General features: G+C 64.9%; 15 protein-coding genes. 14 read left to right on the top strand and 1 reads right to left on the bottom strand.

Going from position 1 to position 12,256, the window contains the following annotated elements; genetic code table 11:
• The 13 genes from DM995_RS06595 to leuB all read left to right on the top strand — a co-directional run.
• The coding region (locus DM995_RS06595) for an intermembrane phospholipid transport protein YdbH family protein (RefSeq protein WP_198669276.1) at window positions 1-1,748 on the top strand (1,748 nt) is incomplete at its 5' end.
• Window positions 1,745-1,960: a YnbE family lipoprotein gene (locus tag DM995_RS06590; protein ID WP_116968892.1), complete on the top strand. Its 216-nt coding sequence runs from the start codon at window positions 1,745-1,747 to the stop codon at window positions 1,958-1,960. The genes DM995_RS06595 and DM995_RS06590, both read left to right, overlap by 4 nt.
• Window positions 1,960-2,340 (top strand): YdbL family probable chaperone protein, encoded by a 381-nt coding sequence (locus tag DM995_RS06585; RefSeq protein WP_023839590.1) that lies wholly within the window; start codon window positions 1,960-1,962, stop codon window positions 2,338-2,340. Before DM995_RS06590 ends, DM995_RS06585 begins: the two co-directional genes overlap by 1 nt.
• 204 nt (window positions 2,341-2,544) lie before the next feature.
• Window positions 2,545-2,904 (top strand): AtpZ/AtpI family protein, encoded by a 360-nt coding sequence (locus DM995_RS06580; RefSeq protein ID WP_023839591.1) that lies wholly within the window; start codon window positions 2,545-2,547, stop codon window positions 2,902-2,904.
• Window positions 2,905-2,921: 17 nt separating this feature from the next.
• Window positions 2,922-3,707: a F0F1 ATP synthase subunit A gene (locus tag DM995_RS06575; protein ID WP_023839592.1), complete on the top strand. Its 786-nt coding sequence runs from the start codon at window positions 2,922-2,924 to the stop codon at window positions 3,705-3,707.
• Between the two features lie 57 nt (window positions 3,708-3,764).
• A complete protein-coding gene (locus DM995_RS06570; protein WP_023839593.1) occupies window positions 3,765-3,992 on the top strand; it encodes a F0F1 ATP synthase subunit C in 228 nt (75 codons plus the stop codon).
• Window positions 3,993-4,068: 76 nt separating this feature from the next.
• A complete protein-coding gene (locus DM995_RS06565) occupies window positions 4,069-4,563 on the top strand; it encodes a F0F1 ATP synthase subunit B family protein (protein ID WP_023839594.1) in 495 nt (164 codons plus the stop codon).
• The gene (locus DM995_RS06560) at window positions 4,556-5,107 is read left to right on the top strand and encodes a F0F1 ATP synthase subunit B family protein (RefSeq protein WP_023839595.1); all 552 of its coding nucleotides are present in this window, start codon (window positions 4,556-4,558) and stop codon (window positions 5,105-5,107) included. Before DM995_RS06565 ends, DM995_RS06560 begins: the two co-directional genes overlap by 8 nt.
• A gap of 230 nt (window positions 5,108-5,337) precedes the next feature.
• A complete protein-coding gene (uvrC, locus tag DM995_RS06555; RefSeq protein ID WP_116968891.1) occupies window positions 5,338-7,281 on the top strand; it encodes an excinuclease ABC subunit UvrC in 1,944 nt (647 codons plus the stop codon).
• Between the two features lie 38 nt (window positions 7,282-7,319).
• Window positions 7,320-8,042, top strand: a complete 723-nt coding sequence (locus tag DM995_RS21145) for a putative DNA-mimic protein (RefSeq protein ID WP_157973097.1) — start codon at window positions 7,320-7,322, stop codon at window positions 8,040-8,042.
• A 93-nt stretch (window positions 8,043-8,135) separates the two neighbouring features.
• A complete protein-coding gene (locus DM995_RS06545; protein ID WP_116968889.1) occupies window positions 8,136-8,318 on the top strand; it encodes a hypothetical protein in 183 nt (60 codons plus the stop codon).
• Between the two features lie 8 nt (window positions 8,319-8,326).
• Window positions 8,327-9,061 (top strand): DNA repair protein RecO, encoded by a 735-nt coding sequence (gene recO, locus DM995_RS06540; RefSeq protein WP_116968888.1) that lies wholly within the window; start codon window positions 8,327-8,329, stop codon window positions 9,059-9,061.
• Between the two features lie 79 nt (window positions 9,062-9,140).
• Window positions 9,141-10,199, top strand: coding sequence for a 3-isopropylmalate dehydrogenase (gene leuB / locus DM995_RS06535; protein WP_116968887.1), 1,059 nt, complete (start codon window positions 9,141-9,143; stop codon window positions 10,197-10,199).
• Here leuB and purD read toward each other — a convergent pair.
• The gene (gene purD / locus DM995_RS06530) at window positions 10,196-11,464 is read right to left on the bottom strand and encodes a phosphoribosylamine--glycine ligase (RefSeq protein ID WP_116968886.1); all 1,269 of its coding nucleotides are present in this window, start codon (window positions 11,462-11,464) and stop codon (window positions 10,196-10,198) included. The two genes, leuB and purD, sit on opposite strands and share 4 nt — an antisense overlap.
• On the opposite strand from purD, the gene xseA reads away from it, so the two are divergent.
• A partial coding sequence (gene xseA / locus DM995_RS06525; protein WP_116970350.1) for an exodeoxyribonuclease VII large subunit occupies window positions 11,463-12,256 on the top strand: 794 nt, incomplete at its 3' end. The two genes, purD and xseA, sit on opposite strands and share 2 nt — an antisense overlap.

Here is a 12,256-nt window from a genome sequence, read left to right as displayed (position 1 = left end):
GCGCGGCGCGGCTTTCGGGGCCGCTGCCCGGCGGCCGGGTCGACGGGCTCGCGCTCCCGCTCCAGGGGCGCTGGAGCCAGGCCGGCGGCCTTGCGATGTATGATGGGTGCCAGACCGTCCGGGTCGAGCGCTTGCGCGTCTCGAATTTCGTCAGCGGGCGGCAGGCGCTCACCCTGTGCCCCGATCGCGGCGGATCGATCGTCCGGACGGGGGCGCGCGGCCTGCAGATGGCGGCGCGGCTTTCAGGGCCGACGCGGCTGCAAGGCAAACTGGGTTCTTCCGACCTGTTGCTGGCAGCAGGTGCGGTACGGTTCGATTTTCCGGGCAGTGCCCGCCTCAGCGACGTCGATCTGCTGATCGGCCCGGCGCCATCGGGCACGCATATCACTGCGGGCGATTTCAGCGTCGATCTCGGCGGGGCGCTCGGCGGGGCCTATGCCGATGCCGAGGCGACGATCGGCGCGGTACCGCTGCTGCTCACCCGGGGCAGCGGGCGCTGGTCTTTCGCCGATTCGGTGCTCGACGTGCAGGGCGAGGAATGGCTGCTGCGCGACCGCCAGGCGCCCGCACGCTTCCAGCCGCTGATCACCGACGACATGCAGCTGACGCTCGCCGATGGCCGGATCGCGGTGACCGGCATTCTCGACGAGCCGCAGACCCTGCGGCCCGTCGTCCGCGTCGCGATCGCGCATGACCTCGCCAGTGTGACGGGTCATGCCGATCTGTTCGTTGATGCCCTGACCTTCGATGACCGGCTCCAGCCCGAGATGGTCAGCAATATCGTGCTCGGCATCATCGCCAATACGCGCGGGCTGGTGACCGGGCAGGGTCGGATCGACTGGTCTGCGCAAGGCGTCACGTCGAGCACCGGTCGCTTCCGCACCGATTCGCTCGATTTCGCCGCCGCGTTCGGCCCGGTCACCGGACTGGCGGGGGACATCGCGTTTACCGATCTGCTGGGCTTCGAGACGGCTCCCGGACAGACGGTCAGGCTGGCGCAGGTCAATCCGGGCTTTGCGGTCTACGACGGACTGATTCGCTATCAGATTCTGCCCGGCTTCAGGATGCGCGTCGAAGGCGGTGAATGGCCCTTTGCCGGCGGAAGGCTGTTGCTCGATCCGGGCATGGTCGATCTGGTAAGCGAGGAGCCGCGCCGCCTGGTCTTCCGCGTGGATCGGGTCGATGCGGCGCAGTTCCTCGCCGGATTCGATTTCGAGAACATCAACGCCACCGGCCAGTTTACCGGGGTCATCCCGATCGTATTCGACAAGGATGGCGGCCATGTGCGCGGCGGCCGGCTCGAGGTGATCGGCGATGGCGGCACGCTCGCCTATGTCGGCGAGCTGACCTATGAAGACCTTGGCACGATGGCCAATTTCGCCTTCAACGCCTTGAGATCGCTGCGCTATCGCTATCTCGTCGTCGAGATGGACGGCGATCTGGCGGGCGAGGTCATCACGAAGATCCGCTTCGACGGCCTCAGCCAGGGCGAGGGGGCATCGCGCAATTTCCTCACCCGGCAGGTCGAGAAGCTGCCGCTGCAGTTCAACGTGACGATCGCTGCGCCCTTCCTCCAGCTGATCACCTCGGCGCGCTCGCTGTACGACACGCAATATATCACCGACCCCGGCGTGCTCGGGCTGTTGCCGGGTCAGGTCAACAATCCCGGTCCCGGCAATCGTTCCGGGAATTCGACAACGCCAGCAAAACCGGGCATTCAGCCCCCAGAAAGCGAGGATCGTCCATGAAGGGCACGACAAGGATGGCGATTTTGAGGAACCTGCGGGGGCAGATGGCGGTTCTGGCTTTGGCCACCGCATTGCTGGGCGGGTGCGTGACGGTGACGGCTCCCGACAAGCCGATCGTCATCAACCTCAACATCAATATCAAACAGGAAGTCGTCTATCGGCTCGATGGCAAGGCCAAAGAGGTGATCGACGAGAATGCGGAGATTTTCTGATGAACAGGGCGATTTTGAAGGCAGGCCTGCTGGGCGCGGTGGCGCTGGGACTGGCCATGCCCGCGATGGCGCAGCGCGACCCGGCCTATGAAGCCGCGCGCGAGAACGGCAGCGTCGGCGAGAAGCCCGATGGCTATCTGGGCCTGGTCGGCGGCGGCGATGCACAGCTGCAGAAGCTGGTCAGCGACATCAATCTCAAGCGCAAGCAGGTCTATACCGAGCGCGCCTCGGCCGAAGGATCGACCGTCGAGCAGTTCGCTTTCACTGCGGGCTGCAACACCATTGCGCGCACCAAACCGGGCGAAAAATACCAGGCGCCCGATGGCAGCTGGAAGACTCGGGATGCCGGTCCGCCGGTGCGCGACGCACGCTGCCCCTGAGCCAACGCACGCAATTAACGCAGATCAAGCCCGGATTTCTTCGGAAATCCGGGCTTTTTCGTGCGGCTTCTCGCACCGCAGCATGACCATTGACTTGGGCACCAGCCCTTTCTAAACGGGCCGCGCCTTGGCGGGTCCGCTCGCTGCCGGTTGCGTGCTTTTTGAACATCGTAGGCCCAGGCCCGATAACAGGGAGTAAAGCACATGGCAGAGAATGAACCCGGGCAAGACCCTGTCGGCGGCGACGCGCGGATCGATCAGATTGGTGATCGGCTTCGCGATATCACGCAGCGGGAGCAGGCCGAAGCGAGCGGCAAGGGGAGCGGGGTCGATGCGAATTATCGACTTGGCAACCGGGTGCTCGCCGATCTGCTGGGGGGAATTGCAGGTGGTTTGCTGTTCGGCTGGCTGTTCGATCGCTGGCTGGGCACATCGCCCTGGCTCCTGATCACGTTCCTCGCTCTGGGGATCATCGTGGCCTTCAGGAACATCATCCGGGTTTCCAACGCATATTCGGCGGGGCTGAAAAACCAGCAGTCTCCGCAGGATAAGCCTGAAGATTAAGACGAAGAGGTAAGGTTGTGGCAGCCGAGTCAGGCAAAATCGACCCGATGCACCAGTTCGAGATCGCGCCCATCTTCAATGGTGGGTTCGAGCTTGCTGGCCAGACCATCACCTTCACCAACAGCGCCCTGTGGATGCTGTTGACGCTGGTCGCGGTCTGGGTGTTCATGCAGGGCGGCATGAAGCGCGAGCTCGTGCCCGGCCGCTGGCAGCTGATGGTCGAGGGCTTTACCGGCTTCATCGACGACATGATGACCGCCAATATCGGCGCCGAAGGTCGCAAGTACGCGCCTTATGTCTTCTCGCTGTTCATGTTCATCCTGTTCGCCAATATCCTCGGTCTGATCCCCATCGGCGTGATCGGCGGACATCCGTTCACTGTGACCAGCCACCTGACGATCACCGGCGTTCTCGCCATCGTCAGCTTCTCGATCGTGCTGATCGTCGGCTTTGCGCGCCACGGCTTCCACTTCTTCTCGCTGTTCGTTCCGCACGGCACGCCGCTCCCGATGATCCCGTTCATCTTCGTGGTCGAGCTGCTCTCGTTCCTGGTGCGTCCGTTCAGCCTCGGCCTGCGACTGTTCGTGGCGATGACCGCTGGCCACATCCTGCTCAAGGTGCTGGCCGGCTTCGTCATCAATTCGACCAATGCCGGTATCGGCTACGGTCTGCTGGTCGGCCTGCCCAGCCTGACGCTGATGGTCGGCATCAGCGCGCTCGAAATCCTGGTCGCCGTCGTCCAGGCCTATGTCTTTGCGCTGCTCACCTCGCTGTACATCAACGACGCGGTGAACCTGCACTGAGCCTTTTTCTTTTCGCTGAAATTTTCCATCCAATCGAGTTTCTTAAGGAGTATTACAATGGACGCAGAAGCTGCAAAACTGGTCGGCGCTGGCCTGGCTGCAATCGGTGCCGGCATGGCCGCCATCGGCGTGGGTAACGTGTTCGGTTCGTTCCTGGAAAGCGCTCTGCGCAACCCGGCAGCCGCCGACGGCCAGCAGGGCCGCCTGTTCATCGGCTTCGCCGCTGCCGAACTTCTCGGCCTGCTGGCGTTCGTCGTGGCGATGATCCTGATCTTCGTTGCCTGATTTGTGTCGGACCGGGGCCGGTCATCGCATCGGCCCCGTCCACACCCCAAGATTCTGATCCACGGATAGCTTCGATATGCCCCAGATAGACCAGATCATGACCACTTACGGGTCCCAGCTTTTCTGGCTGGTGATCACGTTCGGGCTGATTTACTTCGTGATCGGGCGTTCGATGTTTCCCAAGATCCAGGGCACGGTCGATCAGCGCAAGGCGAAGATCGCCGGCGACATCGCTGCTGCCAAGGCGGCGCACGCGCGCGCCGACGAGATCGAGGAAGAATATCGCGTGGCCCATGCCCGGGCCCGTGACGCGGCGCTCGCCGTGACCGCGGAAGCCAAGGCCAAGGGCGCGCGCGAGGCCGAAGCCAAGGTGCGCGAGGCCGATGCCGGCATCGCGCTGCATCTGGCCGACGCCGAAGCGGCGATTGCGGCCCAGCAGACCGCCGCGCTGACCGAGATCGAGGCAGTGGCCGTCGAAGCCGCCCAGGATATCGTCGCCCGGCTGACCCCGGCAAAGATCACCAAGCCGCAGGTCAATCGTGCGGTCAAGGGAGCGCTGGCCGATGCTTGATATCGCCATTCTTGCCGCTGCGGCGGGCGAACATGCCGATCCCTCGGTGGGCGGCGTCCATCTGCTCAACGCCACTTTCTTCGTCTCGGCGGCGATGCTGGTCCTGATCGGCATCATCCTGTGGAAGAAGGTTCCCGCTGCGGTCGCCGCGTCGCTCGACGCCAAGATCGCCGGGATCAAGGCCGAACTCGACGAGGCCCAGGCGCTGCGTGCCGAAGCCGAGAAGCTGCGCGCCGAGTACGAGGCGAAGCTGGCCTCTGCTTCGAAGGAAGCGGCGGACATGAACGCCCGCGCCGAGGCCGAAGCCGAAGCCGTGCTCGCCAAGGCGCGCACCGATGCGGAAAACCTGATCGCGCGGCGCCAGAAGATGGCGACCGACAAGATCGCCGCCGCCGAACGCGCTGCCGTCGCCGAAATCCGCGAAAAGGTCGCCAAGGCCGCCACCGGCGCCGCCGCCAGGCTGATCGCCGAAAACCATGGCGCAGAGGCCGACCAGGCGCTGGTCGACCGCACCGTCGCCGAGCTGGGCACCCGGCTGAATTGATGCGCCGGCACCTTCTCCCTTGAGGGGAGAAGGATACGGAGCCTTGTCGGCGTAGCCGAATAGGCGCAGTGGATGAGGGTGAGGCAGAGGCACCGTAGTGCTGCTTCCCCCTCTCCCAGCTCCGACTAGGCAGCAAGCTGCCAAGTCTGCGCAACCCTCTCCCGCGCGGGGGAGAGGGTATCGGTTTCACCCCATTGACCTCCTGACCCCGCCACGCCACATGCACGCTCATGGCTGGTCGTCCCGCTCATCCCAATGACAGCAACCCGCGCGCGCCCGACCGCTTTCTCGAGGAAGCGGCGACGTACAGCGTGCGCGGTGCCGATGCGCCCGATCTCGACACCGGTATCGCGGCGATCCGCAGCACGCTGAAAACATTGCCGGCCCGCCCCGGCGTCTACCGCATGCTCGATGCACGCGGCGATGTGCTCTATGTCGGCAAGGCGCGCGCGCTCAAGAACCGGGTGACCAATTACACCCAGGTCGACAAGCTGCCGCGCCGGTTGCAGCGCATGGTCTCGCTCACCCGGTCGATGATGATCGTCACGACCAACAGCGAGGCCGAGGCGCTGCTGCTCGAGGCGCAGCTGATCAAGCGCTATCGCCCCGCGTACAACGTGCTGCTGCGCGACGACAAGAGCTTCCCCTATATCCTGCTTCGCGAGGACCATGACTTTCCGCGCATGTCCAAATATCGCGGCGCGCAGAAATACAAGGGCCAGTATTTCGGGCCTTTCGCCAGTGCGGGATCGGTGACCAGCACGCTAAACTCGCTGCAGAAGCTGTTCCTGCTGCGCTCGTGCTCGGACAGCTTCTTCGCCAACCGTTCGCGCCCGTGTCTGCTCTATCAGATCAAGCGCTGCTCCGCGCCGTGCGTCGACCGAATCAGCAAGCAGGATTATGCCGCGCTGGTCTCCGATGCGCGCGCCTTCCTCACCGGCAAGTCGACCGAGGTGCAGGCCAAGCTGGGCGCGAAGATGGAGGCGGCGGCCGAGGCGCTCGATTTCGAGAGCGCGGCGGCCTATCGCGACCGGCTGAAGGCGCTGACCTTCATCCAGGGCAGCCAGGCGGTCAACGCGCAGGGCATTGCCGATGCCGATGTGTTCGCGATGGCGAGCCAGGGCGGCACCGTCTGCATCCAGGCCTTCTTCATCCGTGCCGGGCAGAACTGGGGCCATCGCAGCTTTTTCCCGGCGCACGTCCAGGACATGGACGAGGCGGAAATCCTCACCAGCTTCCTGATGCAATTCTATCAGGACATGCCCGCGCCCAAGCTGATCCTGACCGACCGGCAGCCGTTCGAATGCGATCTGATGCTCGAGGCCTTGTCCGCCAACCGAACGGGCAAGCTGGAACTGCTCGTCCCCCAGCGCGGCGAACGCAAGCGGCTCATCGACCAGGCGCAGCGCAACGCGACCGAGGCGCTGCAGCGCCGCGTCGCCGAGAGCGCCAGCACCGCCAAGCATCTCACCGAAATGGCCGAACTGTTCGGGCTCGAGGGTCCGCCCGACCGGATCGAGGTCTATGACAACAGCCATATCCAGGGCACCAATGCGCTGGGCGCGATGGTCGTCGCGGGGCCCGAGGGATTTCGCAAGGCGGCCTATCGCAAGTTCAACATCAAGCGCGCCGAGACGGTGCCGGGCGACGACTATGCGATGATGCGCGAGGTATTCGAACGCCGCTTCGCGCGCGCGCAGAACGAGGATCCCGATCGCAGCAGCGGCGACTGGCCCGATCTGGTGCTGGTCGATGGCGGCAAGGGTCAGCTCAAGGCGGCGATGGAGGCGCTGGCAGGGCTGGGCATCGACGATGTGCCGCTGGTCGGCGTCGCCAAGGGGCCCGAGCGCAATGCCGGCCGCGAGACCTTCTTCCTGCCCGATGGCCGCGAATTCACGCTGCCGGTGAACAGCCCGGTGCTGTTCTATCTGCAACGCCTGCGCGACGAGGCGCACCGCTTTGCCATCGGCGCGCATCGCGGCAAGCGCAAGAAGGCGATGACCACCAGCCCGCTCGACGACGTGCCCGGCATCGGCCCGGCCCGCAAGCGCGCGCTGCTGATGCACTTCGGCACCGCCCGCGCAGTGCGCAGCGCCAGCCTGGATGACCTGCAAAAGGCCCCCGGCGTCTCCAAGGCGATGGCGCAGAGCATCTATGATTTCTTCCGGGGATGATTTAACGATCAATTTCAATTTCTGGCGGATGATATTTTATGGGACTGGATGTAGTTGTTGGCTGGCTCGCTCAATCCCGCCAAGAGCTTTCGGATGAAGAATTCCAGCCGATTTTTGAACCTTTTCTGTCCCTGAATGAAGTTCTTGTCGAAGCAGGCCAACCCCCGCATCACGAACCTCTGGAAATCGCGGATGGCGATGTATTCGAAGCGCAGATGTGGGGTTATAACGGTCTACACATGGTTCGCCGGCTCGCAGCGCATTGGGTGATTGAAGGTGCATTGCCTCCACCAGTGCCTCATGCCGATATCGATCAAATCCCCCTTCTGGACCAGCTTTATGCCCAGCATAACGCGTATATCGCGGCAACTGAGAGACGCGGGCTGTTTTCACGTTTCGTGAAGCCAAGGACGGCACCGCCGTTTGCTCATTTGCTTCTGCATTCCGACTGTGAAGGCTTTTATCTTCCACGGCGACTGGAGAACGTCATTTTTGATCGCAGTGTGCCGCAGCGCGAGGGTGTCGGTTACATGGTGGGCTCTGCGCCCATTTTGTGGGAAGAGTGCCATTTACTGGCGTCGCTGATCGATCTTCCTGAAGGACTGACAACGCAAGACGAGCAGCTATGGGAGTTTGCGGATAATCCTGCGCAAGCAGGTCCGCTCTGGCAGCAATACGGGGTGGAAGCCTATTGCCTGACGGTCTTGATGCGCGCTGCCGAGGCCTCGGCAAGGTCAGGTGCGGCCGTGGAATTCGTCTAAATCATTGCATCCATTTTCGAGCCGACTGTTCCGGCGGACCTGTATTCTTGTAGGCTGATCGCCTACTTTCGCTTTCGTTGCAGGATTGCCTCGATGGGCAGGAATGAGGTGCGAGTGGCGGCGAAAGATCTCGATAGGGTACGTGTCGTTCTCAATTTGCCCCCGGCAATGAAGGGCCGACTTGATCTGGCTGCTGAAAGGCGGGGCGTTTCTATCAAAGCGCTCATCAAGGTGTGGGTCGGCGACAAGCTGGATCGGATTCCTGATCTGGATTAGGTGGGGGCATGCCCGTCATCCGCACCCCTGCCATAATCTGCACCGTGCGGCGGCATGGGGAGCATGGGGCGGTGGTGCGGTTGTTCACGCCCGATCATGGGTTGCAATCGGGCTATGTGCGGGGAGGGCGGTCGACGGCCCTGCGCCCGGTGCTGATGCCCGCGAACCTCGTCACGGCGGAGCTGCGCAGCCGGGTGAACGATCAGCTTGCCGGGTTGACGGTCGAACTCGCGGAGAGCCGCGCGCCCTTCTACAGCGAGCCGCTCGCTGCGGCGGCGTTCGAATGGGTGACCCTGCTCACCGCCACCGTCGCGCCGGAGGATCAGCCGTTTCCGCGGCTTTATGCGGCTCTGGCGGCCTTGCTCGATCTGGTCTGCGCCGCCCCCTCGGCCCGCTGGTGGCTGCGCGCGATGGTGCGGTACGAGGCGCTGCTGCTGGCCGAACTGGGCTTCGGACTCGATCTGGAGCGTTGCGCGGTGACCGGCGAGCGCGCGGACCTCGCCTATGTCAGCCCGCGCACCGGGCGTGCGGTGTCGGTGCATGCCGCCGGGGTCTATGCCGAAAAGCTGCTCGTGCTGCCGGCGTTCATGACCGGCGCTGATGAGCCCGATTGGGAGCAACTGATGCAGGGCTTTGCGCTGACCGGCCATTTCATCGAGCGCCAGTTCTTCACCGATCGCCGCGCCGACGCGCTCGCCGCACGCGCGATGCTTCTCGACCGGGTGCGCCGCATGGCGGTCTGAATTCGTCCCGAGCAAAACAATGTTGCGGAAATGCGCCGCTGGACGCTATGCGCGCCTCCACAACAGACAGGATGACCCCATGAAAATTGCCATTCTCCCCGGTGACGGCATCGGCCCTGAAATCATGGCCGAGGCGGTGCGCGTGCTGCGCGCGCTCGATCTGCCGGGAGTGGAATTGCACGACGGGCTGGTCGGCGCTGCCGCCTGGCGCGCGCATGGTCATCCGCTGCCGCCCGAGACGCTGGCGCTGATGCGCGAATGCGATGCGATCCTGTTCGGTGCGGTGGGCGATCCGGCGTGCGACGGGCTGGAGCGGCATCTGCGCCCCGAACAGGCGGTGCTGGGCATGCGCAAGGAGCTGGGTCTGTTCGCCAACCTGCGCCCGGCCAAGGTGTTTCCGGGGCTGGAAGCGCACAGTTCGCTGCGGGCCGAGGTGGCGGGCGCGATCGACCTGATGATCGTGCGCGAACTCAATGGCGATGTCTATTTCGGCGAAAAGGGCATGCGCACCACCAGTGACGGCCAGCGCGAGGGCTATGACATCATGTCGTACAGCGAGAGCGAGGTCCGCCGTATCGCGCATGTTGCGTTCCGCACCGCCCAGGGACGCTCGGGCCGGCTGTGCTCGGTCGACAAGGCCAATGTGCTCGAGACCTCGCAGCTGTGGCGCGACGTGATGATCGAGGTCGCGGCGGACTATCCCGATGTCACGCTCGAGCACATGTATGTCGACAATGCCGCGATGCAGCTCGTCCGCGCGCCGGGCAAGTTCGACACCATTGTCACAGGCAACCTGTTCGGCGACATATTGTCCGACCAGGCCAGCATGTGCGTCGGCTCGATCGGCCTGCTCGCCTCGGCCTCGCTGGGTGCGGAGCAGACCGCGTTCGGCACCAAGGGCGCGTATGAGCCGATCCACGGCAGCGCGCCCGACATTGCGGGCAAGGGCCTCGCCAATCCGGTCGCGATGATCCTCTCCGCGGCGATGATGCTGCGCCACAGTTTCGGCCTGGAAGCCGAAGCTGCACGGATCGAGGCGGCGGTGGCGAGCGCGCTCAACGCGGGCGCGCTGGGCGCGGACCTCGGCGGCAACATGGGCACCGTCGCGATCGGCGACGCGGTGCTGGCGGCGCTTTAGTCTCGCTCGCGCGCGACTTCGCGCCAGCCGATGTCGCGGCGGCAGAAGCCGGTGGGGAAGCTGATCGCATCGACAGCGGCATAGGCGGCACGCTGCGCTTCGGTGACGCTGCCGCCGGTCGCGGTGACATTGAGCACGCGGCCGCCATTCGCGACGAGCGTGCCGTCCTTCAGCGCGGTCCCCGCGTGGAAGACCTTGGCAGTGCCGACATCGCCCAGCGTGATCGCGCCACCCTTTTCGGGCGTGCCGGGATAGCCCTTGGCCGCCATCACCACGGTCAGGGCATAATCGTCCGACAGCCGGGGAGGGGGGCAGCTCGCAAGCTCGCCCTTGGCGGTCGCGAGCAGCAGTTCGGCGAGATCGCTCTGCAGCCGGGTCATCAGCACCTGGCATTCGGGGTCGCCGAAGCGGCAATTATATTCGATCAGCTTGGGGCCTTCGCCGGTCAGCATCAGTCCGGCAAACAGCACGCCCGAATAGGGCATGCCCTCTGCCGCGAGCGTGGCGACGGTGGGCGCGATGATCCGCTCCATCACCTGCGCTTCGAGCTCGGGCGTCAGCACCGGTGCGGGGCTGTACGCGCCCATGCCGCCTGTGTTGAGCCCGGTATCGCCTTCACCCACCCGTTTATGGTCCTGCGCCGAGCCAAAGGCGACGATCGCGCTGCCGTCGGTGATCGCGAAGAAGCTCGCCTCCTCGCCGGTCATGAATTCCTCGATCACCACTTCGGCCCCGGCCTCGCCGAACGCTCCGGCGAACATGTGCCCGATCGCGTCCTCGGCCTGCTCGGCGGTCTCGGCGATGATCACGCCCTTGCCCGCGGCCAGCCCGTCCGCCTTGATCACGACGGGCAGGTCGAACCCGGCGAGCGCGGCCTGCGCTTCGGCACGATGGCTGGCGCGGACATAGCGCGCGGTGGGAATGCCGGCGCGGTCGCACAGCGCCTTGGTGAACCCTTTGGACCCCTCGAGCTGCGCCGCCCTGGCCGAAGGGCCGAACACCGGCACACCGGCGGCGCGCAGGCTATCCGCCAAGCCATCCACCAGCGGCGCTTCGGGACCGATCACCACCAGGCCGATGGCCTTTTCGGCGCAGAAGGCCGCCACCGCTGCATGATCGGTCACATCGAGCGCGACGCAGCTGGCATGTTCGGCTATCCCCGGATTCCCGGGCGCGGCGAAGATGCTTTCGACCTGCGGGGATTGCGCCAGTTTCCAGCACAGGGCATGTTCGCGTCCACCGCTTCCCACCAGCAGGATATTCATGCCCGACCCCTTTTCAGATGATGTGTCTTCACGTTCGGGCGGGCTGTTAGCCCAGATGCCCCCCGGCGACAACGCCCCGCCGCTGTCGGTTTCGGAAATCTCCGGGCAGTTGAAGCGCATGGTCGAGGACCGGTTTTCGCATGTGCGGATTCGCGGCGAGATTTCGGGCTTCAAGCGCGCGGCATCGGGCCATTGCTATCTCGCGCTCAAGGACGACAAGGCGGTCATCGACGGGATTATCTGGAAGGGCACGGCGCAGCGGCTGCCGTTCCGGCCCGAGGATGGGCTGGATGTCATCGCCACCGGCAAGCTCACCACCTTTCCCGGCCGGTCCAAGTACCAAATCACGATCGAATCGCTCGAACTCGCGGGCGAGGGCGCGCTGATGCAGCTGCTCGAGAAGCTGAAGGCGCGGCTCGCCGCCGAAGGCCTGTTCGACCAGCAGCGCAAGCGCGCGCTGCCCTTCCTGCCACGCACCATCGGCGTGGTGACGTCGCCGACCGGATCGGTGATCCGCGACATCCTGCACCGGCTGGCGGATCGTTTCCCCAGCCATGTGCTGCTCTGGCCTGTCCTGGTGCAGGGCGAGGGGGCTGCGGGCCAGGTCGCGGCGGCGGTGCGCGGCTTTGGCGCGATGCCCGAGGGCGAGCGGCCCGACCTGCTGATCGTCGCGCGCGGCGGCGGCTCGATCGAGGATCTCTGGGCGTTCAACGAGGAGCCGGTGGTCCGCGCGATCGCCGAGAGCGTCATCCCGGTCATCTCCGCCGTTGGGCACGAGACCGACACGACGCT

It is taken from the genome of Blastomonas sp. UPD001, assembly GCF_003426715.1.
In the GTDB taxonomy this organism is placed as follows: Bacteria; Pseudomonadota; Alphaproteobacteria; order Sphingomonadales; family Sphingomonadaceae; genus Blastomonas.
This window is presented reverse-complemented; position numbering and strand designations above follow the sequence as displayed.

What these genes read in the sequence shown, in the direction of transcription:
- recO (WP_116968888.1), top strand. Translation starts at nt 8,327, where the DNA reads ATGCCCGTCATCCGCACCCCTGCCATAATCTGCACCGTGCGGCGGCAT.
- leuB (WP_116968887.1), top strand. Translation starts at nt 9,141, where the DNA reads ATGAAAATTGCCATTCTCCCCGGTGACGGCATCGGCCCTGAAATCATG.
- DM995_RS06545 (WP_116968889.1), top strand. Translation starts at nt 8,136, where the DNA reads ATGGGCAGGAATGAGGTGCGAGTGGCGGCGAAAGATCTCGATAGGGTA.
- DM995_RS21145 (WP_157973097.1), top strand. Translation starts at nt 7,320, where the DNA reads ATGGGACTGGATGTAGTTGTTGGCTGGCTCGCTCAATCCCGCCAAGAG.
- DM995_RS06560 (WP_023839595.1), top strand. Translation starts at nt 4,556, where the DNA reads ATGCTTGATATCGCCATTCTTGCCGCTGCGGCGGGCGAACATGCCGAT.
- DM995_RS06565 (WP_023839594.1), top strand. Translation starts at nt 4,069, where the DNA reads ATGCCCCAGATAGACCAGATCATGACCACTTACGGGTCCCAGCTTTTC.
- DM995_RS06580 (WP_023839591.1), top strand. Translation starts at nt 2,545, where the DNA reads ATGGCAGAGAATGAACCCGGGCAAGACCCTGTCGGCGGCGACGCGCGG.
- DM995_RS06590 (WP_116968892.1), top strand. Translation starts at nt 1,745, where the DNA reads ATGAAGGGCACGACAAGGATGGCGATTTTGAGGAACCTGCGGGGGCAG.
- DM995_RS06570 (WP_023839593.1), top strand. Translation starts at nt 3,765, where the DNA reads ATGGACGCAGAAGCTGCAAAACTGGTCGGCGCTGGCCTGGCTGCAATC.
- uvrC (WP_116968891.1), top strand. Translation starts at nt 5,338, where the DNA reads ATGGCTGGTCGTCCCGCTCATCCCAATGACAGCAACCCGCGCGCGCCC.
- purD (WP_116968886.1), bottom strand. Translation starts at nt 11,464, where the DNA reads ATGAATATCCTGCTGGTGGGAAGCGGTGGACGCGAACATGCCCTGTGC.
- DM995_RS06585 (WP_023839590.1), top strand. Translation starts at nt 1,960, where the DNA reads ATGAACAGGGCGATTTTGAAGGCAGGCCTGCTGGGCGCGGTGGCGCTG.